The organism is Nostoc sp. (genome assembly GCF_036917975.1).
Classification (GTDB): Bacteria; Cyanobacteriota; Cyanobacteriia; order Cyanobacteriales; family Nostocaceae; genus Nostoc.
In genome coordinates, this window is the sequence record NZ_JBALEJ010000038.1 from 19,834 (window position 1) to 44,020 (window position 24,187).

At 42.7% G+C, this 24,187-nt stretch carries 21 protein-coding genes and 1 tRNA gene; 13 read left to right on the plus strand and 9 right to left on the minus strand.

The features are described from left to right. Positions 1-5 precede the first annotated feature (5 nt). Together V7K76_RS16845 and V7K76_RS16850 are read left to right on the plus strand one after the other, a co-directional pair. Entirely contained in the window at positions 6-437 is a 432-nt protein-coding gene (locus V7K76_RS16845; protein WP_334778522.1) for an HNH endonuclease, read from the plus strand. Between the two features lie 101 nt (positions 438-538). Next, positions 539-721: a hypothetical protein gene (locus V7K76_RS16850; RefSeq protein WP_334778523.1), complete on the plus strand. Its 183-nt coding sequence runs from the start codon at positions 539-541 to the stop codon at positions 719-721. Between the two features lie 322 nt (positions 722-1,043). Here the strand turns inward: V7K76_RS16850 and pyrE are convergent, their stop codons facing one another. Continuing rightward, complete coding sequence (gene pyrE / locus V7K76_RS16855) at positions 1,044-1,667, minus strand: orotate phosphoribosyltransferase (protein WP_334778524.1); 624 nt, start codon at positions 1,665-1,667, stop codon at positions 1,044-1,046. Positions 1,668-1,767: 100 nt separating this feature from the next. Here pyrE and V7K76_RS16860 point away from each other — a divergent pair, with 100 nt between their 5' ends. Beyond that, positions 1,768-2,202, plus strand: coding sequence for a hypothetical protein (locus V7K76_RS16860; RefSeq protein WP_334778525.1), 435 nt, complete (start codon positions 1,768-1,770; stop codon positions 2,200-2,202). Positions 2,203-2,319: 117 nt separating this feature from the next. On the opposite strand, the gene V7K76_RS16865 is transcribed toward V7K76_RS16860, so the two are convergent. Then, positions 2,320-2,392: transfer RNA gene (locus V7K76_RS16865), tRNA-Ile, on the minus strand. A 297-nt stretch (positions 2,393-2,689) separates the two neighbouring features. Between V7K76_RS16865 and V7K76_RS16870 the strand changes: the two genes are divergently transcribed. Continuing rightward, positions 2,690-3,391 (plus strand): hypothetical protein, encoded by a 702-nt coding sequence (locus V7K76_RS16870; RefSeq protein ID WP_334778527.1) that lies wholly within the window; start codon positions 2,690-2,692, stop codon positions 3,389-3,391. Positions 3,392-3,516: 125 nt separating this feature from the next. Continuing rightward, the gene (locus tag V7K76_RS16875) at positions 3,517-4,896 is read left to right on the plus strand and encodes a hemolysin family protein (RefSeq protein ID WP_334778528.1); all 1,380 of its coding nucleotides are present in this window, start codon (positions 3,517-3,519) and stop codon (positions 4,894-4,896) included. A gap of 261 nt (positions 4,897-5,157) precedes the next feature. On the opposite strand, the gene queC is transcribed toward V7K76_RS16875, so the two are convergent. Continuing rightward, on the minus strand, positions 5,158-5,835 hold the full coding sequence (gene queC / locus V7K76_RS16880; protein ID WP_334778529.1) for a 7-cyano-7-deazaguanine synthase QueC: 678 nt from the start codon (positions 5,833-5,835) through the stop codon (positions 5,158-5,160). Positions 5,836-6,173: 338 nt separating this feature from the next. Between queC and V7K76_RS16885 the strand changes: the two genes are divergently transcribed. The 4 genes from V7K76_RS16885 (at position 6,174) to V7K76_RS16900 (ending at position 10,455) form a co-directional block, all read left to right on the plus strand. Beyond that, positions 6,174-7,256, plus strand: a complete 1,083-nt coding sequence (locus V7K76_RS16885) for a Gfo/Idh/MocA family oxidoreductase (RefSeq protein WP_334778530.1) — start codon at positions 6,174-6,176, stop codon at positions 7,254-7,256. Positions 7,257-7,952: 696 nt separating this feature from the next. Continuing rightward, complete coding sequence (locus V7K76_RS16890) at positions 7,953-8,576, plus strand: DedA family protein (RefSeq protein ID WP_334778531.1); 624 nt, start codon at positions 7,953-7,955, stop codon at positions 8,574-8,576. A gap of 239 nt (positions 8,577-8,815) precedes the next feature. Continuing rightward, positions 8,816-9,970 carry a ParM/StbA family protein gene (locus V7K76_RS16895; RefSeq protein WP_334778532.1) on the plus strand — a complete coding sequence of 385 codons (1,155 nt, stop codon included), beginning with the start codon at positions 8,816-8,818 and terminating at the stop codon, positions 9,968-9,970. A gap of 5 nt (positions 9,971-9,975) precedes the next feature. Then, positions 9,976-10,455, plus strand: a complete 480-nt coding sequence (locus V7K76_RS16900) for a plasmid segregation centromere-binding protein ParR (RefSeq protein WP_334778533.1) — start codon at positions 9,976-9,978, stop codon at positions 10,453-10,455. Between the two features lie 170 nt (positions 10,456-10,625). Here V7K76_RS16900 and V7K76_RS16905 read toward each other — a convergent pair whose 3' ends face one another. Beyond that, positions 10,626-10,856 carry a DUF6737 family protein gene (locus V7K76_RS16905; protein WP_334778534.1) on the minus strand — a complete coding sequence of 77 codons (231 nt, stop codon included), beginning with the start codon at positions 10,854-10,856 and terminating at the stop codon, positions 10,626-10,628. Between the two features lie 62 nt (positions 10,857-10,918). Then, the gene (locus tag V7K76_RS16910) at positions 10,919-12,538 is read right to left on the minus strand and encodes a cyclic peptide export ABC transporter (protein ID WP_334778535.1); all 1,620 of its coding nucleotides are present in this window, start codon (positions 12,536-12,538) and stop codon (positions 10,919-10,921) included. Positions 12,539-12,972: 434 nt separating this feature from the next. Here V7K76_RS16910 and V7K76_RS16915 point away from each other — a divergent pair, with 434 nt between their 5' ends. The 4 genes from V7K76_RS16915 (at position 12,973) to hpnI (ending at position 19,027) form a co-directional block, all read left to right on the plus strand. After that, positions 12,973-14,628 carry a B12-binding domain-containing radical SAM protein gene (locus V7K76_RS16915; RefSeq protein WP_334778536.1) on the plus strand — a complete coding sequence of 552 codons (1,656 nt, stop codon included), beginning with the start codon at positions 12,973-12,975 and terminating at the stop codon, positions 14,626-14,628. Positions 14,629-14,864: 236 nt separating this feature from the next. Further along, positions 14,865-16,319 (plus strand): hopanoid biosynthesis associated radical SAM protein HpnJ, encoded by a 1,455-nt coding sequence (hpnJ, locus tag V7K76_RS16920; RefSeq protein ID WP_334952457.1) that lies wholly within the window; start codon positions 14,865-14,867, stop codon positions 16,317-16,319. Between the two features lie 241 nt (positions 16,320-16,560). Continuing rightward, complete coding sequence (hpnK, locus tag V7K76_RS16925) at positions 16,561-17,493, plus strand: hopanoid biosynthesis-associated protein HpnK (protein ID WP_334952455.1); 933 nt, start codon at positions 16,561-16,563, stop codon at positions 17,491-17,493. Between the two features lie 322 nt (positions 17,494-17,815). Continuing rightward, positions 17,816-19,027, plus strand: a complete 1,212-nt coding sequence (hpnI, locus tag V7K76_RS16930; RefSeq protein WP_335029899.1) for a bacteriohopanetetrol glucosamine biosynthesis glycosyltransferase HpnI — start codon at positions 17,816-17,818, stop codon at positions 19,025-19,027. A 341-nt stretch (positions 19,028-19,368) separates the two neighbouring features. Here hpnI and V7K76_RS16935 read toward each other — a convergent pair whose 3' ends face one another. The 4 genes from V7K76_RS16935 to V7K76_RS16950 all read right to left on the minus strand — a co-directional run bounded on the left by V7K76_RS16935 (position 19,369) and on the right by V7K76_RS16950 (position 24,154). After that, positions 19,369-20,967, minus strand: coding sequence for an iron uptake porin (locus V7K76_RS16935; RefSeq protein ID WP_334778540.1), 1,599 nt, complete (start codon positions 20,965-20,967; stop codon positions 19,369-19,371). Positions 20,968-21,234: 267 nt separating this feature from the next. Beyond that, on the minus strand, positions 21,235-22,281 hold the full coding sequence (locus V7K76_RS16940) for a Gfo/Idh/MocA family oxidoreductase (protein WP_334952452.1): 1,047 nt from the start codon (positions 22,279-22,281) through the stop codon (positions 21,235-21,237). Between the two features lie 51 nt (positions 22,282-22,332). Next, a complete protein-coding gene (locus tag V7K76_RS16945; protein ID WP_334778542.1) occupies positions 22,333-22,560 on the minus strand; it encodes a hypothetical protein in 228 nt (75 codons plus the stop codon). Between the two features lie 193 nt (positions 22,561-22,753). Then, positions 22,754-24,154: a sugar porter family MFS transporter gene (locus V7K76_RS16950; RefSeq protein WP_334952449.1), complete on the minus strand. Its 1,401-nt coding sequence runs from the start codon at positions 24,152-24,154 to the stop codon at positions 22,754-22,756. Positions 24,155-24,187: the final 33 nt, after the last annotated feature.

A 24,187-nucleotide genomic window follows, 5' to 3' on the forward strand; every position in this document is an offset into this window, starting at 1 on the left:
CAGCAATGGCACGCTTTTATATTTCTGTAGAAATAGAACGTCGTGTCCGCACCGATGCTCGAAATCGCTGTGGCTATTGTTTAAGTCCTCAGCGTTTAGTAATGGCACGTTTGGAAATTGAACATATTATTCCCATATCTAAAAATGGTAGCAATGATGAATCAAACTTGTGGCTAGCTTGTCCCCTATGTAATCGCTACAAAAGTGATAAAACTACAGGGGTTGATCCAGAGACGAGCGAAATGGTAAGGCTATTTAACCCTCGTACTCAAGTCTGGTTTGAGCATTTTGGCTGGAGTGAAGATGGTCTACGTATTGTTGGTAAAACGCCGACTGGTAGAGCAACTGTTGCAGTTCTACATCTGAGTGATGATGCAGATGCACTGGAAGTTCGCAGTTATTGGGTGCTTGCGGGTTGGCATCCTCCAGAAGATTGAACAAACTGTAGATGAGAGAGAGAACGATCGCTCCAATTCATCTCACTCAAATACAGTTACAATAGGGTCGGAAAGATGCGAAAACTTTAGTACAAGTAATTATGCTAGTTGAACCACCATCTGAAGAAGACGAAACTACCTATCTCCTGAAATCAGAAACTAACAAAAAATATCTACTCAAAGCTTTAGAAAATGTAGAAAAAGGTAACTTAGTTTTTGTTAATTTAGATGAATATGAAAAAATTGTCTTTGAATCACAAACTTATAAAATTGAAGAAGATTGATTATTTTGACTTGCAAATATCATTATGAGTAATAAAGTTCATTGAGGCGGAGATATTGTTTTAGAGGATATTTGTAAAGTCTCAATTCATACTAGCCCTGGCGACTAGAAGTCACGGCTACACGAGACTTTACCTGCCTATGCAGGTTAAAAACTCTTAATTTTTCTTAGTCCACGGAGGTGGACTTTGTTTGTGTAGTAGCGAATTCTATTCGCCCAATACTTTATAAAAGTATAAAACTAAAACAGATATTTCATCTTCAGAACTTATACCAATTCGTAATTACGAATTACGAATTACGAATTAATACAAGTTCCCTTATTTATAAATTTGCAAGTTGTTGGTAGCGTTCCTGAACTTCCTGAATCGAAAACAAAGTTTCAAACTTCAACCCAGCTGACTGATACAACTCACCTCCCCCTTGCTCTCTGTCTACTAGTGAAATTACTTGATTGACGGTATAACCCGCATCCTTAAGACGCTCAACCGCTTTCAGAGCAGATTGCCCAGTTGTCACCACATCTTCCAAAACTACTACTTTTGCACCTTCAGGTAAACTAGGGCCTTCTATGTAAGCTCTCGTCCCATAACCCTTAGCTTCCTTGCGAATAATCAGCGCTGGTATCGGTCGGTTTTCATAAACCGAAACTATACTCACTGCTGTCACAATTGGATCAGCCCCCATTGTTAAACCACCTACAGCCTGTGTATCTACAGGTAATAAAGGAAACAGCAAGCGTCCAACTGCCAAAGCGCCTTGAGGATGGAGTGTTACCTGTGTCTTGTTGACGTAATAAGAACTACGCAGCCCAGAAGAGAGGAGAAAATCACCCTCTTGATAAGCAAGTTGACAAAATAAATCTAGTAGCTTACGGCGCAAAATGGTCAAATCAGGAGTGGTTGCCCAAATATCTGAGTGGGTAAGAGTTTCAGTAGGATACGTCATTACAAAACATTAAAAATTGTGCTACACCAAAGGTTGAACTCATCAGAGTTCTGAACTTAAGCATAAATTAAGATTGCCCAAAAATTGAGGAGTCAGAAACGTGGGTATAAAATTCAAAACCTTTGGTGGTTTATTAGTGCTGCTTGCTGCTGGTATTGCTTTTCCCTCTGTTGCATCTGCCCAAACGGCAACACCCAATTATGAAACGACGAGTGATGTCTTTGAACGAGCTTATTTTAGTCACGATCGCAATTTCTACGAAAATGGCAGCCTCAAGCGTCAGCTAGACTCATTACTCGGATCTGGTTCCAGTTTCGGTGGTTCCTTCCCAGAAAATGAAATTGCTCACGATGCTGAATTGGTTAACACTTTATATCATGATGTCCTGACTCAGCAAGCCGGCAACGATCCTTATATTCGCACTCCTGATTTACCAAATCCTTATGACACATCGCTAATGATGTCTCCTCGTTTGAATAGCAACAAACTCAAACTAGGAACTGAATTCAGGTTTGAAACTTTACCATCTCGGTAATATTTAGGGAATGGGGAGGATGGGAGAATAATTACTAACCAACATTTCAGCAACGCTCACTACAAGTGCCCGTGCCCAATGCCCCATACCCTCTATTACTAATTTTTGATGATTCAGTGCGCCCTGCTGGAATCGAACCAGCCTTAAGGCGAATTATGAGTTCGCTGCCTCCCCAATCGGCCAAAGGCGCATGTTTTGCTGGGTTTTGGGTTGCTATGAGTAAATTGCTTTAACTCTTAGGTTAACTTTCTTTGCTAATTTCAGAGTGAGGGAAATACCTCAAGCACTTGAGTTTAGCCAATTCCATAATTATATCACAAATTTTCCGCTTGTGAAGACTGGACAATAATTTCCCAGCTTTTTATACTACATAATTTGATCAGAGATATAGTGCAAACTAATATTGATTAAGTTCCTTTAAGGATTGAGGTCAAAAGCTTCACTATTCTTAAATAGACCAGCATTCTATTGTGATAGCTTGTCAGCAATGAAAATAAATTCTACTGTACTTCTTACTTTGATTTTGCTAATTCTGATGATGGGAGCCGGCTCTGTGAGCGCGTTTTTGGGCTTTGAACTGGGGAGTTCAGCACTTAAAGGCGTTACTACACCAGATGGGCGTCCCACAACCAAATTTGCCAGCAATAAGGCAAATAGCTCCCAACAGGGGGGGCTAGTGCTATTAAAAGAGGAAGAGATTCTGAAAATTGTCAAGGCACGAATTGAGGGTAAGACCAAGGTGGCTAAGTCTGAAAAGCTAGAGGAAGATGATGAAGAAACCAATAGCAGCAAGCAGAAGCCAGAGGAAAAACCCCCAGAAGTGGTTGAAGAAAAACCCCTGCCAGGTTTTCCGGTTACTGCCCAAAGTCAGGGTGTAACCATGATTGTGCAATCTGCTCACTACTCTGGTGGTGATTTGCTACTAAAAGTGAAAATGCAGAACAAAGGTAAGGATTCTGTACGATTCCTGTATAGTTTTTTAGATGTTACCGATGACAAAGGACGAACTCTGAGTGCGAGTACAGAAGGCTTACCAACAGAATTGCCTGTAAATGGGCCAGCATTTTCAGGTACAGTGAGCATTCCCACAGCTTTACTTGATGATGTCAAGAAAATATCACTTGCTCTTACCGATTATCCTGCTCAACAATTGAAGCTAGAGGCATCGAATATTCCGGTAGGAAGGTAGATTGGGCAACTGGAGATTTTAGATTTTAGATTTTAGATTTTAAATTGGGGACTTGGTACTAAGCAATTTACCTAGATACCCAAAACTAAATCCAAAATCCAAAATCCAAAATCCAAAATCCAAGAATGGGGGACGTGAGTTTTACACGAGCTTTGGCAGTGAGTGGTTTTCCTAATTTAATTTGGACAGACGTGGCGCTGCGGTTGTTATCAGTGCTACTACTGATTGCCATAAATGCCTTTTTTGTGACGGCGGAATTTTCGATGGTCAGCGTGCGGCGATCGCGTATTCACCAGTTAGTTAAGGCTGGGGATATTCCTGCGATCGCAGTAGAAATGCTACAACGCAGTATTGACCGACTGCTATCTACCACCCAGTTAGGTATTACCCTCTCTAGTTTGGCGCTGGGATGGATTGGCGAAAGTACGATTGTTGTCCTGGTTAATGCCTGGTTAAGATCCTGGCCTTTACCAGTTAGCATGACTACCTTCCTGGCACATTCCCTATCAATTCCCATTGCCTTTTTCTTAATTGCCTATTTGCAAATTGTGATCGGAGAACTATGCCCCAAATCCTTAGCTATGTTGTACTCAGAACAGCTAGCGAGGTTTTTGGGGCCTTCAGTAAAAGCGATCGTGCGTTTTTTTGGCCCCTTCATCTGGATTCTCAACCAATCAACTCGTTTTTTATTGCGGATTTTTGGCATCCAATACACAGGTCAAGGCTGGAGGCCGCCTGTAACTCCTGAAGAATTGCAACTAATTATCTCTACAGAATGGGGATCTACTGGTTTACAGCGTGCAGAGCGAGAATTGCTCAATAATGTTTTTGAGTTTGGCGATGTCATGGCCCAAGATGTGATGATCCCCCGCACCAGTATTATCACGCTGCCAAAAGATGCTACCTTCCAAATATTACTCAGGGAAATGGCTTCTACTGGTTACTCTCGCTACCCAGTGATTGGCGAATCTTTGGACGATGTTCGCGGCATTGTTTATTTTAAAGATTTGGCGCAACCTTTAGCTGTAGGAAAACTCAGTTTAGAGACACAGATTCAACCTTGGATGCGTCCCGCCCGATTCGTTCCAGAACACACGCCCTTGAGTGAACTTTTGCCCATGATGCAGCAAGAGAAACCCGCTATGGTCATGGTTGTAAATGAATTTGGCGGTACTGTGGGACTAGTGACAATCAAAGATGTCATTGCCGAAATTATTGGCGATCCAAGCGTTCCTGAAAACAGCGACGAATTATTGATTCAGATGTTAGATGAGCAGAAATTTTTGGTGCAAGCACAAATCAACCTCGAAGACCTCAACGAAGTTTTGCATCTCAATTTGCCCCTGACCAGAGAATACCAAACACTAGGGGGCTTTTTGCTGTACGAGTTACAGAAAATTCCGGCCATTGGCGAAATATTCTGTTATCAAAATCTCGAATTCACTGTCGTCTCAATTGTTGGCCCACGCCTACATCAAATTCAACTACAACGCCTACAAGAGTGAGGAGTTGAGAGTTAGGAGTTAGGAGTGAAGAGTTAGGAGTTAGGAGTTATGAATTTTCACTCCTCACTCCTAACCTGACTTTTCACGTTATGTGGAAAAGTCCACCAAAAACCTAACCCCCTAACCCCCAACTCGTCGCGGGAAGGGGGAAAATTCAAAGTCTCTCTCCTTTGAGGAGAGAGAAATAGAAGAGAGGTTTTCCAGATGACCTGAATTGTCAGACTCCTAACTCCTAACTCCTAACTCCTAACTCCTAACTCTTCAAGAAGCATACGTCAGTGGATCAATAAATCCCAATTCGGCAAAAGCTGCTAGCCGCAAGCGACAAGAATCACATACGCCACAGGCGACATCTCCAGCAGTATAGCAAGACCAAGTTAGCTCCCAAGGAACTCCCAATTGGTTCCCCAGTTGGATGATGTCGGTTTTTTTCAGGTTGATTAGGGGTGCAACAATCTTAATTGGTTGTCCCTCACGCCCTTGTTTGGTTCCCAGGCGAAAAACTTCTTGCATTGCTTCGATATAGTCGGGGCGACAATCAGGATATCCTGAATAATCGAGGGCATTAACGCCGATATAGACACGCTCTGCTGCGATCGCTTCGGCGTAACCAAGAGCAAAGCTTAAAAAGATGGTATTACGAGCCGGAACGTATGTAACAGGAATATTTTGAGACATTTCATCTAGCGATCGCTCCTGGGGTAAATCAATGGTGTCATCGGTAAGTGCCGAACCACCCCATTGTCGTAAGTCAAAATTAACTACCTGATGTTGTGCGATCGTAGCTTTTTGAGCAACAGCAAGGGCTGACTTTAACTCTTGTCGGTGTCGCTGCTGGTAATCAAAGGAAATAGCATGACATTCACAGCCATCAGCCTGAGCTTTATACAAAATTGTGGAAGAGTCCAATCCCCCAGATAACAGAATTACAGCTTTCATTTCAGTTGCAAATTTTGGATTTCAAATCGCCAAATCAAACCTTAACAAAATGCCAGAAAGCAATGCCAAGAAGAATTTACACTTAGGTCTTACCGAATTTTTTACAGTTAATCAAAAGACATATTTTTTTGGAGAAAGTGGAAAATCCCAAACAAACCCGAAATATCTATACAAAAGATATTTGGATTACGGGAACCGATCACAAACTTTGAAATTCTTCATAAACATAGGCTCTATGTTACCATCTGGATGGTTTTAGACGGATCGTAACTGGCTTTCGAGTATAAACGCCAACGGCCGTAGCGTCTCTAAATTTGGTGGTTGAGGAGAGAATAATAGTGCAAGATAGCATGTCAGTGGCAGAACCGAATCCATACACACAGCGCAACCAGCCACGACCAATCCGCATAGGCGTGATTGGAGTGGGTAACATGGGACAACACCACGCTCGCGTGCTGAGTTCAATGAAAGATGTTGAATTAGTCGGAGTGGCAGATATTAACGTCGAGCGAGGATTAGAAACTGCCAGCAAGTATAAGGTGCGTTTTTTTGAAGATTACTGTGACCTGCTACCCCTTGTGGAAGCAGTTTGTGTAGCTGTTCCCACCCGTCTGCACTATGCTGTGGGCATCAACTGTCTGTTAGCGGGAATTCATGTTTTGATTGAAAAACCGATCGCAGCCAGTATTTCAGAGGCAGAGTCTTTAGTCAATGCTGCGGCTGAGTCTCAGTGTATCCTGCAAGTGGGTCATATTGAGCGTTTCAACCCAGCTTTTAAAGAATTGAGCCAAGTACTGAAAACAGAGGAATTGCTGGCGCTAGAAGCCCACAGAATGAGTCCTTACTCAGATCGGGCAAATGATGTTTCGGTTGTGCTGGATTTAATGATCCATGACATCGACCTACTTCTGGAATTAGCTGCTTCCCCAGTCACAAAATTGACTGCTAGCGGTACTCGCTCCCTAGACTCTGGTTATTTAGATTATGTAACCGCTACCTTGGGATTTGCCAATGGTATTGTTGCTACTCTGACTGCCAGTAAAGTTACGCACCGAAAAATTCGCCGGATTGTCGCCCATTGCAAAAATTCATTTACTGAGGCAGATTTCCTCAAGAATGAAATTTTGATCCATCGGCAAACCACTGCCAATTCTCTCACTGACCACCGACAAGTACTTTACAGGCAAGATGGTGTAATTGAAAAAGTCTACACCACCAATATTCAACCTCTGAGTGCAGAATTAGAGCATTTTGTCAACTGTGTACATGGTGGCAATCAGCCCTCAGTAGGTGGTGAACAAGCTCTCAAAGCTCTGAGACTAGCAAGTTTGATTGAGCAGATGGCACTGGAAGATCGAGTTTGGAATCCTTTAGACTGGCAATCGGAACCAAGAGTACAATCATTGACTCCGACAGCCTAGAAGCAGAGGGGATGAGGGGGATGAAGGGGACAAGGTTAAACTTTCTTCCTTCTCCGTTCCTGATTCCCCACAGCATCAATCTCAGAAGAAAACCCTAAAGTATGTTTTGAAATTTGTCATCAAATCTTTAGATCCTCCCTAGTCTTTCAAAAAAACGACTAAGGGGGATCTAAAAAATTGGAAAATAAAACCTAGTACCGCAAGGCGGAATTCAAAATTCAAAATTCAAAATTCAAAATTAATACAGCGTAAGCGTTTCATTAATTTTGAATGGGTGGTTTATTTACGCTGTGTTGTACTAGTGGTTCATGTCATTAATTAAATTGTGATAAATGAGGGTGAGCAGATCCCCGACTTCTTGAAGAAGTCGGGGATCTGGATCTGATCGCCCCGCAAAATTAATGAAACAGATCCTTAACTTTTGCTTGTCTGAGTCTGTTTCCAACTGGTTCCCAGCCTGGAGGCTGGGAACCCATTCCCTGAGGCTCCGCCTCCTCTTTTGTGGCGAGAGGCAGAGCCTCTCAGAATACGTTACCAGCCTGGAGGCTGGTAACGAGGCTACATAAATTTGGGCTTTTCTTAGTGCCATTCAGCCAAGTTACCTTGACTCTAACAATCTAGAACAATTAGCTTTTAAAAAAGCTAAGGCGGAATCTTAGTAACAGAACTAGTACAGCAATTTTAGGAATTGACTTAATGCTTGAATGGATAACTAATACTATCAACTATTTTGGCCATTGGGGAATTGCCCTACTAATGTTCTTAGAGAACCTTTTTCCCCCCATTCCTTCAGAATTGATCATGCCACTGGCTGGATTTACAGCAAGTCCATATCAACCAGGAGGGCCAAAGCTGAATATCATTGGTGTGTTTTTTGCAGGGCTTTTGGGTTCTGTATTAGGCGCACTTATTTGGTACTATCCAGGTAAGTTTTTGGGCGAAACTCGTTTGAAAGCTTGGGCTGATAAATATGGCAAATGGCTAGCTATTTCCAGTAAAGATATCACTAAGGCCAAAGTGTGGTTTGATCGACAAGGTACAAAAGCAGTATTGATTGGTCGTCTTGTACCAGGAATCCGCACCTTGATTTCTGTCCCCGCCGGGATCAGCAATATGCCCTTGTTACCATTTTTGTTTTACACAACATTGGGTAGCGCGGCTTGGGTGGGTTTGCTAACATACTCAGGATACGCGTTGGGTAGTCAGTATGAACTTGTGGACAACTATCTTGCTCCTGTATCCAAAATCGTATTTGGGGGTTTGGTTTTGGTATTTATTTTCTGGATATCCCAGCGCCAGTTAAGACGTACTAGAAGATGAAACACGGACGCTTTTGGTTTGAAAGCAGTGAAAGCAGGGGTTACATCTGGCCAAAATTCGCCTACACTATGCCAAATAATACTAGATGTGCGTTGGCAGAGCTTACCGGAGATATCGCCGGAATTAATTTTTGGCGTATTTCTAGCTACACTTGACGCAACCTAGAATTTCTGGTTGCTCGCATTTTTGTAAGATGAGCATGACAACTTTTTACAGTTAAGTTTGAACTAGGAGCTTTCATGACAGACCAACCTTCCGCCGCTACCCCTATTAATGCCGCTGCTATACCGATGAATAGAGTGTCGGCATCCACTCCCATAAATGCTGTAAATAATCCCACCCCAAACACCGGAACGGTTTCAGGAAAAACCATTCTCAGTGTTGATTTAGGCAGAACTTCCACAAAAACTTGTGTGAGTCGTGAACCTGGTAATGTAGTGTTCGTACCTGCCAACGTCAAACAGATGTCAATAGAGCAAGTACGCGGTGGTGTTTTTGAAGCCCGCGCTACTGACCCCTTAATGGATTTGTGGCTGGAGTATCAAGGCAATGGATATGCCGTTGGTCAACTGGCGGCAGATTTTGGGGCGAATTTAGGAGTCGGACAATCCAAGGTAGAGGCTGCACTGGTAAAAGTGTTAGCAAGTGCTGGCTACTTTAAACTCAAAAATGATATCTCAGTCGTACTAGGTCTGCCTTTTCTTTCTTTAGAGCAATTTGAAAAGGAAAAAGCCCAGTTGATTAGCCAAGTAGGTGGCCCTCATGTGTTGAACTTCCGAGGCGAATCTGTGACGCTGAACGTCAATAAAGTTTGGGTTATGCCAGAGGGCTACGGCAGTTTGCTGTGGTCTGAAGCTCAACCAAAGAAAAATCCTGGCAGTCCCGATTTTACAAAAATATCGGTGGCGATCGTCGATATTGGACATCAAACCGTCGATCTTTTGATGGTAGATAACTTCCGTTTTGCTAGAGGTGCTTCTAAGAGCGAAGACTTCGGGATGAATAAGTTTTATGAATTGGTGTCTGCCGAAATCGAGGGAGCAGATAGTCAATCTCTAGCGCTGATTTCTGCTGTGAACAAACCCAGAGGCGAACGTTTTTACCGTCCTAAAGGCGCTAGCAAGCCCACCAACCTAGATGATTTTCTTCCTAACCTTACGGAGATGTTTTCTCGCGAAATTTGCAGCCGTGTGCTAGCCTGGTTGCCAGAACGCGTCACCGATGTGATTCTGACTGGCGGTGGTGGTGAGTTCTTCTGGGACGACGTTCAACGTCTGCTCAAAGAAGCAAAGATTAATGCTCATTTAGCAGCACCTTCCCGTCAGGCGAATGCTTTGGGGCAGTATATTTATGGAGAGGCACAATTATCCTCCAATCGCGCTGCTAGGGCATAAAGCTGATGTTCCAATGGTCAAAAAAGGTAGTTAAATCCGTCACGTTCAACCCAGAGCTTGCTGATGAAAGCTTGTTAGCGCAAGTAGAAAGTTATTTGGAAAAACAACCAGACAAGACTTTCAGCGACCTCTGTAAAGAAGCCTTATGGCAATCTTTATGTGTACCGGAACCTGTACAACCTGCTCCACAAACAGCAGTAACAACACCGATTGATCAACAAATCGGTGAACTGCAACGTCAAGTGGCTGGACTTGAGGAACGTTTTTTTGCCAAGGGATCTAATCGTTTGGAGGCGATGGAACATCATCTACTGCAACTTTCTCAACAAGTTGCACAACTGGCGCTCATAGTCAATGATCGATCGTTCATTCCGTCTCCAAATCAATTAGAAGTAGTAAATAATACTTCTTATACTGTTGCTACCCCTCCTCAAGAGGTTGACCCCGTAATCAGTCGCCTTAGTCAGTTTCTCGATGATTTTTAAGGAACAATCAGGTTGGTGAGCAGTTTTTGCTCATGTTAAAAATCCTTAATAGTATTAACTATTAAGGATTATTAATGTTTATATGAGGAACCACTTACTACACCTGAAGAACTGAGAAATTTTTATGTATAGCGAGTTAACAGTCCTGTCGAGCTTAGTTCCGGCTCGAATTACTCTTTATAGGACTCCAAAATACCACTGCGAATCATTAGTTGGGGCCAAAACAACACAAAAAATCCCATCCATGTTACTACAGGGATGGAAACGAGAATTGTTAGCCAGATAGTTTTAAATAGTAACCAGCTACCACCAATCAGTGTTACACCTGTGAGAACTATAGACCAAGGCTGACACCACCAAGGTTTATAGTTCCAAGGACTTATGGGCTTTTGTTCAGACATTGGTTTTATTTAGTAAAACTCCAAATATTCCTTTAACAACAATTATGAATTGTTTTGACAGATTAAGTTTTGTCATACTCGATTTTTCCATAGTCAAGTTTGATAATTCGGTCTGCTAAATGAAAATAGCGATCGTCATGGCTAATCACTAGTACTGTTTTACCCCGCGATCGCAGTTCTGGTAGAAGTTGAGTGTAGAATATTTCTTTAAATACTGGATCTTGATCGGCTGCCCACTCATCAAATAGATAAATTGGTCGATCTTCCAAGTAAGCTGTGAGCAAAGCTAGCCGTTTCCGTTGTCCTTGAGAAAGAGCAGTGGTAGAAAGTTGGCCGTTTTCAACTTTTACTTTATGGTCTAGTTGCAGTTGTTTTAAATATTTTTTAGCTTGCTCGTCCAAGTCAGAATTTTTTAATCCTAAAAGTTCTTCAAATAAATAAAAATCGGAAAATACCACAGAAAAATGCTGGCGATACCATTCTCGATTCTGTTCGCTAATTAGCTCGTCATCAAAGCAAATTTCGCCTTTTTCTGGGATGTAAAGTCCGGTAATTAGTTTAGCTAATGTAGATTTGCCGCTACCATTACCGCCGACAATGAAGACTAATTCTTGAGGATATAGTGTCAAATTTATAGGGCCAAAAATAAAGCTATTGTCTTCTTGGTCTGTATAGTAAATATGGGTAACACTTTTAAATTTTAACCTGTGCCAGTCAGATTTCAGGGCAGGTGGAACAGTGGATATTTCAGTTCGACTTGCTAGAGATAAACCCAGGGATTCGATTTTTTGTAAAGCAATGCTGGCTTTGCTTAATAAAGGAAGTTTGCTGATGATGTTATCCATTGGTAACACCAAGTAAGTGAAAGTTAAAATGTAGCCAGAGAGAGTTTCGGGATTGATGGTAAGCAGATTAGGTAGCACAAACAGTACAAAACCGAGGGCAAAAAAGAATATGAGTTGACCCCAGCTGGAAGTTATGGCAAAAAGGGTTAGACCTTTAACATTGTGATGACGAAACTCGTTAGCAGTTGATTGCAGTTTTTGTTCTAAAAAGTCTTCACGCCGCCGATAGTTGAGTTTGAGTTCCTTGACTCCTTCGGTAATGGTGCGAAAATGTTTAAACAGATGATCTTCATCTTCACGAGCTAGGGTCAGTAATTGTCCTCCTCGGTTGAGTAGCCACTGACAACTAGCGATCGCAACTACTGAAATTCCACAAACCATCAGCAATACTAACCAAGAGAGCCAGGTTATATATGTTATACAACCCAGGACGATCGCTAAATTAATAAAAATGAAAGGCATCTGATAAACAGCATCAGCAACCGCCTGAATATCTTCTGTGAGAGTTGCCAATAATCGAGGATTCCCTAAGCGTTCCAGATGACTCAACTCGGAAGCGAGAATCTGGCGACTTAAACGCATCCGTAATTGCAAGACTGCATTCTGAGAAAGACGAACTAGCATCACTTGAGAAATGATACTGGTAATCAGTGCAACTATTGCCAGCCCTGCAAAACCCCAAATTATCGATGTGAGGCGGGAAGCACTACCGCTACTAGCAGTATGGCTAATTAAGGCAATCAAGCCAGCACTACTACCCCCACTCAAGAATCCCGTAGCGATCGCGATCGCCACCATCCCCCACGAAGAACGCAAAAGAAAGTAAATCAAATTCATGACAGATGCCTATACCCAATTGGATACAACAAAAAATGAAAATCTCTCTTTTTATATCCCATGCGCGATTTCCATAATTGTTGTTTGCCAACCAATTAAATTTGCGTTACTAGGGTGGATTTTATATTTTAACAGTTAAACACCCTCTTCAAATATCACGATGAATCAGGCACAAGGCAAGATTGGGCAATTTATAATAGACATCTCCGAAAAAGAATTGTTTTGACGTAGCACTGCTACGTCTCTACAAAGGTTCTGGGTAACGCATATTGAATTTCTGGAGATGTCTAATCATTAGGACTTTGGTTTGAGCAAAAATACATTCCTAATTTCTTCTGCCTCGTGCCTTTCTTTGGTAAGCTAGTTGGAATTACAGCTAATTATGTCAATAAACTGTCAAATTACCTGCTCAGTTTTCCAGAGTGAAATTTGCAATGACTGTAAATCTAAAGTCTTCAGAGAAACGAATTAATGTGGCGGTCGATTCCAAAACCGCTCCTGTCACTCAAGGAACCCGCTACGTTCCTTTGCACCATCGACGCATTCTGTGTATCTTTCCCAAATACAGCCGCTCCTTTGGTACTTTTCATCACGCTTACCCACTGATGGGTAAAGTTCGGGCTTTTATGCCACCCCAAGGTATTTTAATTGTGGCTGCCTACTTACCGAAACAATGGGAAGTGCGGTTTATTGATGAGAATGTCAAATCAGCAACGAGAGCTGATTACCAATGGGCTGATGTGGTGATTGTGAGTGGAATGCATATCCAAAAACCACAGATCAATCAAATTAATGAACTTGCCCATCGAGCGGGGAAAATCACCGTTGTGGGTGGCCCCTCGGTATCTGGGTGTCCAGAATATTATCCGGAATTTGACATTTTAAATTTGGGTGAATTGGGAGATGGAAGCGATCGCCTGATCGAATATCTAGACCAAAATCTGGAACGTCCCCAACAGCAAATTCGCTTTGAAACCAAGGAACGTCTACCCTTAACAGAGTTCCCAACTCCAGCTTATCATTTGCTGAATATCAATGATTATTTCCTGGCAAATGTCCAGTTTTCTAGTGGCTGTCCTTATCACTGCGAGTTTTGCGATATTCCCGAACTCTATGGCAACAGTCCCCGAATGAAAACACCAGAGCAAGTAGTCGCGGAGTTAGACGCAATGCGACAATCTGGCAATTTGGGAGCAGTGTATTTTGTCGATGATAACTTTGTTGGCGATCGTCGTGCCGCCATGAAGTTACTTCCTCATCTGATTGACTGGCAAAAACGCAATGGCTACCCCATCCAGTTTGCCTGTGAAGCAACGCTCAACCTAGCTCAAAGTCCAAAATTGCTAGAAATGATGCGCGAAGCTTATTTTTGCACAATCTTTTGCGGCATCGAAACACCAGAACCAAATGCCCTCCATGCGATTTCCAAAGACCAAAATCTGAGTATGCCAATTTTAAAAGCAATTCAGGTTTTAAATAGCTATGGCATGGAAGTAGTATCAGGAATCATCATCGGGTTAGATACAGATACACCAGAAACAGCAGACCGAATTATCGAATTTATTCGGGCATCGCAAATTCCCATGTTGACAATTAACCTACTTCATGCATTACCTAGAACCCCATTATGGCGGAGATTAGAAGCAGAAGGACGACTTCTCTTTGATGAAAGCCGCGAATCAAATGTTGAGTTTTTGATGCCCTACGAGCAAGTTATTGAGATGTGGCGACGTTGCATCACAACTGCTTATGAGCCGGAATTTTTATATGAGCGGTTCGCCTACAACATGGAACACACCTATCCAAACCGCATCAAAATTCCTAACAGCCCGTCTCGCGCTTCTGCGGCTAATATTCGCAAGGGTTTAACTTATTTCAGCAATATTTTGCTGCGGGTAGGCTTATTTAGTAACTATCGTCAGACTTTCTGGAAAATGGCCAAGCCAGCACTAAAAGCAGGTAATATTGAAAACCTGATTCACGTTGGACTTGTGGGCCATCATTTGATTAAGTTTGCCCAAGATTGCGCCAAAAACGAAGAATCAGCTTCGTTCTATTCCCAAAAAATCCTCACCAAAGTTCGTAGCTAACTGTCAAGTGAAGGAGGCAGGAGGCAGGAGGCAGGGGGCAGGCGGAAAATCTCTATTTCTTATCTCTCCGTGTTCTCTGCGCCTCTGCGGTTCGATTAAAAAATATTTTTCACTAAAGACAGAAATAGAGAATTTAATAAATGATTTACCACTGCGATCGCATCTGCTGCCCTTTAGGTTTTATCCTAAAGAAGTATTAAGTAGAACCTCCGAACTATATAGAAGGAAATATACCTGTGAAGAAAACTTTGTTTCTCAGTCCTCCTTCCTTTGATGGGTTTGATGGTGGCGCAGGTTCTCGATACCAAGCCAAGCGTGAAATTACCTCCTTCTGGTATCCGACATGGCTGGCACAACCCGCAGCCCTTGTACCTGGTAGCAAGCTGATTGATGCACCCCCACACGAGCAAACAGTAGAAGATGTTATCAAAATTGCTCAAGATTACGAGCTAATTATCATGCACACCAGCACGCCTTCGCTGGCTAATGACGTGAAGTGTGCCGAAACAATCAAAGCTCAAAACCCTAATGTCCAGATTGGTTTGATTGGAGCGCACGTAGCAGTCTTACCAGAACAGACGTTGCTGGAAAACCCAATCATTGACTTCGTGTGTCGTCACGAATTTGATTATACCTGCAAAGAAATCGCAGAGGGTAAATCTTGGGAAGAAATTACAGGTCTAAGTTACCGCGATCGCCAGGGTAATATACGTCATAATGAAGACCGCCCCTTGATTCACGATTGGGATTCCATGCCCAGTGTCTTGCCGATTTATCACCGTGATTTAGATATTACTAAATACTTTATTGGCTACTTACTACATCCATACATTTCCTTTTACACTGGGCGGGGCTGTCCGGCAAAATGTACCTTCTGCCTTTGGCCGCAAACAATTGGCGGACATTTATACCGCACTAAAAGCCCCGAAGCAGTTGGGCGCGAGATGGAAGAAGCCAAAGCCATTTTCGGCGACAAGGTGCGAGAATACATGTTTGATGACGACACCTTTACTATAGACAAACAGCGTGCGATCGCAATTAGCGAACATCTGCGGCGACTCAAACTGACTTGGAGTTGTAACGCCCGTGCAAATCTGGATTATGACACCCTCAAAAAACTACGCGATAACGGCTTACGCCTACTTTTGGTAGGATTTGAATCTGGGAATCAGCAAATTTTAGATGGCATTAAAAAAGGAATCAAGCTGGAAGTAGCGCGGAAGTTTATGGAAAATTGTCATAAACTTGGCATTACCGTACACGGCACATTTATCATTGGTTTACCCGACGAAACGCCAAAAACAATAGAAGAAACAGTCCGGTTTGCTTGCGAGATTAGTCCGCATACAATTCAGGTTTCGATTGCCGCTCCCTATCCTGGCACAGAACTTTATCGTCAAGCACAAGAAAATAATTGGTTTAGCAACAGTTCTTTAGTTGCTAGTTCAGGAATTCAAATGTCTACACTGCAATATCCCAATCTCTCCAGTGCTGAGATTGAAGATGCAGTTGAGAAGATGTATCGGAAGTTCTACTTCCGTCCCAGAGCCATTATCCCAATTGTTGGCGAAATGCTCACCGATCCCCAAATGTTAATACGCCGCTTGCGTGAAGGACGGGAATTTTTCTCATACTTGAAAGACCGTCGTACCCAAGCAACTGCGAAAGCAGAATCGGTCATTGTTGGTTAATTGTTGGTTGTTCTTTTTGGAACAATTGACATAACGTGAGTTCGACAAGTCTTATTTGACCTCTCCCCCAGCCCCTCTCCGATGCGGAGAGGGGAGCAAAAAGCTTAATTTTTCGTTGCTCCTCCCTTTCCGTTTCGGAGAGGTTCATCGAATTCACGTTGACATAATACCATTTTGGATTGAGATCGGCATCAATCCAACTCAATAGCTCAATTATCGGAACCTTAAAAATCTAAAACTTATGCCAGCACAGCGTTTCGCTATCATCAATGGTGATGACTTTGGTTTCTCTGAAGGAGTTAATCAAGCAATTATCAAAGCACACAAAGAAGGAGTGCTAACTAGTACCAGCCTGATGGTGAGCGCTGATGCTGCAAAAGAGGCTGTCAACTTGGCAAAGGCCAATCCAAATCTGGCCGTTGGACTACATCTTGTGTTGATATGTGGACGTTCTGTCTTACCGCCAGAGCAAATTCCCCATTTAGTTGACAAACAAGGTAACTTTTCCAACAGTCCATTTTTTGCCGGATTGCGCTACCAATTTGTTAAGGAAACCTATCAAGAACTGCGGCAAGAAATTCGCGCTCAGTTAGAAAAATACCGTTCTACTGGTTTGCCTCTTTCTCATGTGGATGGACATTTGCATTTGCACGTCCATCCGGTAGTCTTGCGTATTTTAGTTGACTTAGCACCAGAATTTGATATTAAAGTTATTCGTCTTCCCAGTGAGGAATTGGGGATGACCCTAAGAGTTAATCGCAGTCATTTACTGACAAAGCTAGTTTGGTCAGGAGTATTTGGCAGACTACGCCGCTATGGTGAGAAGCTACTAGAATCCCAAGGTATTAGCTTTACTCAAAGAGTTTACGGTTTATTGCAAACTGGAGGCATTACAGAGGAATATTTACTTGGGTTGATACCCCAAATTCAGGCAAACTTGGTAGAGATTTACTCTCATCCAGCGATGTCTAGGTTGGGCAACTCTTGGAGAGGCTACGCCAACGCCAACGCAATTTATGGCGATTCTTTAAATGAAGAACTAGTGACAGGTGAAGCAGAACTGGCTGCCTTGTTAAGTAGTAAGGTACGCGAAGCGCTGCTGAATAACGGCTTTGAAATTACCAACCACCATTTTCTATCCCAACATACCATCTCAGGGAACTCCAAGAAATAAATTATCCAATATTGTGGGTGGGCAACATGAGCGCCCAGTCCACAAGAGTTAATTGGATATTTTTTTATTTTTCAGTACCTAAATTTTATTTTCCAAAATCTTTAATTAATGATAATTAATCCTAAAACTATCTGTACTTCATTCAAATAGTTTCGGAAATAATTAAGCCAGCCAAAAATATTTAGTGAAAATTTAAAAGTAAAATTTCTCTAAAGTAATCACCTTATCATCCCAATTTCATTTAACCTATATAAAAAAATCTTAAGCTTATCGGCAAGGAATCTAGAAAATGCTAATATTACCCGCCTGTTAATTAATGTTTATGTTTGTATCTACCTTCTTAACAAATGTTCACCTAGTTTTCATTGATTTATTACTAGTTTTATGCGTTTCATCGGTCTGCTTTTATTGCTATGCAATTTATGCAGCAATCACTTTTTTTGCTGATCCCCAGCCAATTGATCTAGATTTCCATCCACCTGTTAGTATCCTCAAACCCATTTGTGGACTTGATAGTGATACTTATAAAAACCTAGCCTCCTTTTGTCAGCAGAACTATCCAGAATATCAAATCATCTTTGCAGTGCGAAACTCTCAAGACCCTTGCATAGAGGTTATAGAGAAAATCATCCATAATTTTTCAGATTTGGATATTTTGCTGATTGTAAGCGATCGCGTCATTGGTACAAACTTCAAAGTTAGCAACTTGGCCAATGCCGCAGACAAAGCTAAATACGAAATTCTAGTCCTTGCTGATAGCGACATCCGAGTTGGAAGAGACTATTTGCAAAGAGTTATCCAACCGTTACAAGACGAAAGCGTGGGTGTAGTCACCTGTATGTATCGCTCCTTAGCTCAAGGATGGATATCGACGTTAGAGGCTATTACTGCTACGACTGAGTTTCATGCTGGAGTTTTTGTCAGTAATCTGAAGGAAAATGGTGTAAAATATGCTTTTGGTTCCACCATTGTCATCCCGAAAAAAGTACTAAAAGCTATCGGTGGATTTGAAGCGATCGCTGATTATCTGGCAGATGATTTTCAACTTGGCTATCTACCTGTACAAGCCGGCTACAAAGTTGTGCTTTCCGACTACATTGTTGAACATGTACAGATAAGCAACAACTTAGTTGATGCTCTCAGGCGACAGATTCGTTGGGCACGTGGTAAACGAGTTTCTCGTCCTTGGGGTTATCTAGGACTAATTTTTACCTATGGAGTCGTCACCAGCTTGCTGCTACTGATTACTACTGATGGTTCAATAGTAGGATGGTTAGGACTATGTATCTGTTGGGCAATAAGATTACTGATGGCTTGGATCGTTGGTACTATTAGTTTGAAAGATCCAATAGTCAAAAAATTTCTGTGGCTCGTTCCTGGGTGCGACTTATTAAGCTTTGTGATTTGGTTTTTTGGCTTTATTGGCAACACTATAGAGTGGCGAGGACAGCAACTAAAGCTAACTAAACATGGAAAGCTATTATTACAAGAAAACAAAAATTATCAATTATCAATTAAGGTTTTGACTAGTTAGTTATAGCAGTTCCCATTCAGATGTGCGTATCGCCATGTGTAGGGGCACGGCAATGCCCATTGGTGTCAACTTAAGCTGAAACTCCTTTAAAATCTCGTTTCCAGCCTCCGGCTGGAAATGCTGCTCCTGGTGGCTCTGCCGCCAGTAAAGAGAGGCAGAGCCTCTAGGATGGCATTCCCAGTCGGAGACTGGGAACGAGACAATATCTAAAAGCTTTTACTAGGCTAGCTTTCACGTTAAGTTGACACCAATGGGCAATGCCGTGCCCTTACGAATGTACTCACTCACGTGCATTCATCCCACGTTCCGTCTAGTGAGGCGTGGGACTTTTGCTATTAGAGTTAAAAATCGAAGGTTGTACGAAGCACACCTACATACTGGGTATCGTTTCTACTATCGTTTTCTGGGTTGAGAATTACCCAAAAACCAGGAGTAACTGAAATATTGTCGTTCAGACGGTAACGATAAAATGCTTCGATATGATAAGCGTTATTTCCTTCTTGACGGACATCACTGTTAGAGACATGGGGTGGTATACCAAAGAGAATTCCTGGCAGATTGCCTCTACCACCCACATCGGGAAACGACACACCAATCGCCCCAAACCAGACATTGGCATTGTCACCATTGTTCACAAATAGAGAATCTGTTCCACCCCTACCATTGGAAATATCACTCAAACCAGAGTTCTTGGCATTTGCCCAAATATATCCACCCCAAGCGTGGACTTGGAAATTTGGGGAGAAGCGATAGTATCCCTGTGCGCCGACAATATCGTTGGAAGTAGCAATGTTGTTGCCAAAGGGAGCGTTTGACAGCACGCTACCCGTCCCAGCCGAGAGATCGATTACTCCAGCAGGGCTATAGCCATGAGAGTAGGCAACACCGATCGCTCCTTGCTTACCATAATAGGCTAAGTGCGCTAGGGCATTGTAGCCACCATTAAACAAGCCGTTGCTCCCCGATGGCACATTGGGACTGTTTGCTAAATAGCCCAAGGTAAGAACCAAGTCTTTGGTGATGTTCCAGTTAGCGGCTGCACCACCACCACCTCGCCGGAATAAGGGACTATACGATCCAAATAATGAGGGAACCCCATTGCCGTCATCAGCGATCGTGGCGGGAGTGATGGTGTTTGTAATGTCCGTGTAACCAATGCCTGTAGGCCCAACAACGAAGTTAAGGGAATCACTGACTGGGAAGTAATAACGGATATGGGGGACAAAAAGTGTCTCGTTGCTGTCATAATCGAAGTTCAGGCGTGTCATCCCTGTGCCTGTAGCTGCGGCAATTTGGCTTGCACCATTGGAATTAGCAAAGTTGCCAAACTCTAGCCGAACTCGCAATAAATCTTTGCCAGTGAAACTGCTCTCAAAGTTGAGACGACCCCGATTTGCAAAGTAGATACGGGAGTCATCGCGTTCCCGCTTCGGGTTGCCGGAGGCATCGCCACCAACTCTATTACCAAAGGTATCACTAATGGCAGTAATAATTTGAGCATTCAGCTTGGTAGTGGTGGAAAATTGCTGTTTCTCTAGGGTTGCTGTTCGTGCTTCTAGCGTATCCACTCGCCCACGCAGAGTTGTCAATTCTGCGGCAAAGTCTTGCTGCAATTTTTGCAGCACTGCCAAATCTTGCTTATTAACTAAATCGCTAGTAGCTGTGGCAATTAACTCATTAATCCGATCCAAACAAGCATTTAAACCTGCGGCAAACTCATAACGGCTTAAGGCACGGTTCCCGCGATAGGTAGAATTGGGATAACCTGCAATACAGCCGTAGCGTTCCACCAGTGATTGCAATGCACCAAACGCCCAATCAGTTGGTTGTACATCAGAAAACTGAGAAACAGAATTGACTTGCCCCTGCAAATTCCTATTCGCATCTGCTGGATTAGAATTATCTTCTGGAGGTGCTGCCCAAACTGCCGGAATTGCCAAAAACAGAAGAAAAAAACTATAAAAAAGAGTTTTGATCATCGACTTGTGAGTTGAAAATGGTTGAATTCTGACTTGGTAACGAAAGAGATTAGGCTCAAACTAAAGCTTTCAGCTTACGAGCTAATCTACATATTTTGAGCTAAGGTTTTAGGTCAATATGGTTCAGTTAAGGGCTACTGGTAACATTTTTGGGTTCTCAAGACGCGATAAATCGCCGTCTCTACAAGTGTTTTGGGCTTATCTGAACTGTATTGGGTTTTAGGTCACTTAAAGCAACGCTATGACTTTTTGCTCATTGCTGCTTTTAATAGCTGCTTCTATAATTCGCATTACATTAATTCCGTCTTCGGCAGTAACAGCAATTGGCTGATTATTAGCAATGGATTTGTACACCGCATCGTAATAACCTAAATAACTGCCCTGTGAGCTTTTAACTTTTTCCCGAATTACTTTTGTGTCTTTTTCGGTATGAAGTAAGCCATATTCACTTTCTGGCTCTGTATACCAATCAAGTGTATTAGGCTTCATACCCGCGACTAAATACTCTTCTTGTTTATCGGCTCTGCTTTTGACAAAAGAACCATGAGTGCCATGTATGATATAGGCAGGCGCAGGCTCACGCACCAGAAAACTTGCTTTTAATTTGACGCGCAGTTTGTCGTAGTATAGTATCAACTCAAAATAATCATCTACCTGCGATCGCACTCTTGTGATGCGGATGTCTGCAAAAATAGCATCAGGCATCCCAAATAAATGCAAAGCTTGGTCTATTAAGTGCGGCCCTAAATTATTTAATGTTCCTGCCCCTGGACTTGGAACTTCTACGTGTTGTTTATGACTGAGAGTTGGTTTATATCTTTGAAATTGAAATTCTGCTTCAATAATATCACCTAATAAGCCTTCTTGAACAATTTTTTTGACTGTTTTAAAATCACTATCCCACCTCCGATTTTGATATACAGATAATTTCTTTCCCTGTTTTTGTGCCAATTCTTTGAGATTTTGCGCTTCTGCTACTGTTGTGGTAAATGCTTTTTCGACCACCACATGTTTATCTGCAAGCAATGCCTGTTTAGCATAATCATAATGGGTATAAGTGGGTGTATTTACGACCACCAACATTACTTCCTCATCTGATAGCAATGCTTCCAAAGAAGGATAGCTTTTTACATCCGGGTAATGTTCCTGTATCAGCTTTTTACTTCTTTCCCAAGAACCGGCTAATTTAAATCCGGGATGTAAATCAATAAACGGTGCATGAAATACCATGCCGGATAAACCAGAAGAACAAAGAGCCGTATTGATAGTTTCCATCTTTTTATTGATTGACTGAAGCGAGAGTTTTTATTAAATAGAATTCAGGAGTCAGAATTCAGTTGTGTATTCTGTATGACTGGCGGATAGCGCAACGGGGCGCATTGGTGTCAACTTAAGCTGAAACTCCTTTAAAACCTCGTTTCCAGCCTCCGGCTGGAAATGCTGATCCTGGCGGCTCTGCCGCAAGTATTGAGGCGGAGCCTCAATGACGAGCATTCCCAGTCGGAGACTGGGAACGAGACAATATCTAAAAGCTTTTACTAGGCTAGTTTTCACGTTAAGTTGACACCAATGAACGGGGCGTAGCCCATTCTGACTTCTGAATTCTTCTTCAATTAGTTTTTTTCTGATACTTTTCCGGGAGAATCGCCGAAGAGAGCAGGGGAGGCAGGAGGAGATAAAATACCTCTCATGCTCTACAAATCACGTTAGCGCCGCGGGACGTAGCCTATTACGAATTACGAATTAATTACATGTCTTCTAACTCAATTCCTTTGGTTTCTTTAATAAAAAAGAGAATGAAAAAGAATGAGGTAGCTGCTGCAATTGTATACAGTCCATAGGCAGAACCTAGACCGAAATATTGCAGTATAGGAGGAAATGTTGTGGAAATCACGAAATTCGCAATCCATTGTATGGCAGCAGCAATCGAAAGCGCGGCGGCTCGAATTTTGTTATTAAACATTTCTCCCAACAGCACCCAAACCACTGGCCCCCAGGAGAAGCCGAAGCAAAAGACATAGAGGTTGGCTGCAATCAGAGCCAAAGTCCCAGCGCTGCCGGTAAGATTGGGGTTCCCAGCAGCATCGAGGGGAGCATTGCCAAAAAGATAAGCCATCGTCCCCAAGGTCAAGGTCATGCCAATCGACCCTACTATAAGTAAGGGCTTGCGACCAAATCTATCTACGAAGGCGATCGCAATCAGTGTTGTAATAATGTTGACGGCTCCTGTAATCACCGTAATTGTTAGGGAATCTTTTTCGGAAAACCCGACAGCCCGCCACAAAACGCTGCTGTAGTAAAAGATTACATTAATCCCAACAAATTGCTGTAATACAGATAAGCCTATTCCTACCCAAACAATGGGGAGGAGTCCGCCACTTCTGCTTAATAGGTCAGAAAACCTGGGTTGGCGTTCACGAAGCACTGTCTGCCGAATTTCTTCGATTTTTGGCAGCACATCGCCCCCTAAAATCTTGGTCAGAACGTTAACAGCTTCCGGTTCCCGTCCTTTGGCAACCAAATAACGGGGAGATTCCGGAATTGTTAAAGCTACCATCCCGTAGAATACTGCTGGTGGGACTGCTGTCCAAAACATCCAGCGCCAAGCTGCAACCCCAAACAAAAACGGCGAGTCTGCTGAACCTGCTGACGTAGCGATAAAGTAGTCGCTCAATAAGGCGACGAAAATTCCTACTACGATCGCTAATTGTTGCAGAGATCCTAATCTTCCTCGCAAATGGGTGGGAGAACATTCGGCAATGTAAGCTGGCGCGATGACGCTAGCAACACCGATGCCAATCCCACCCAATACTCGCCAAAAGATAAAATCCCAGATTGTGAAGGCAAACCCAGAGCCGATAGCACTGATGGTAAACAACGCCGAAGCGACTACCATTGCGTTGACTCGACCATAACGATCTGCAATCTGTCCGGCAAAGAAGGCTCCAACAGCAGAACCCAGCAACGCTAGGGACACTGCCAGCCCTGTCACCCAACTACTGGTATTAAAAGCTTTTGCTAGAGATAAAACCGCGCCGTTGATTACAGCAGTGTCAAAACCGAATAAAAACCCGCCGAGGGCAGCCGCACCAGCAATCAAAATCACATAAAAGGTGTTGGATTTGCGACGAATAGTAGTAGATGACATAGTTTATATATTGGGAATTGGGCGTTAGGAGTG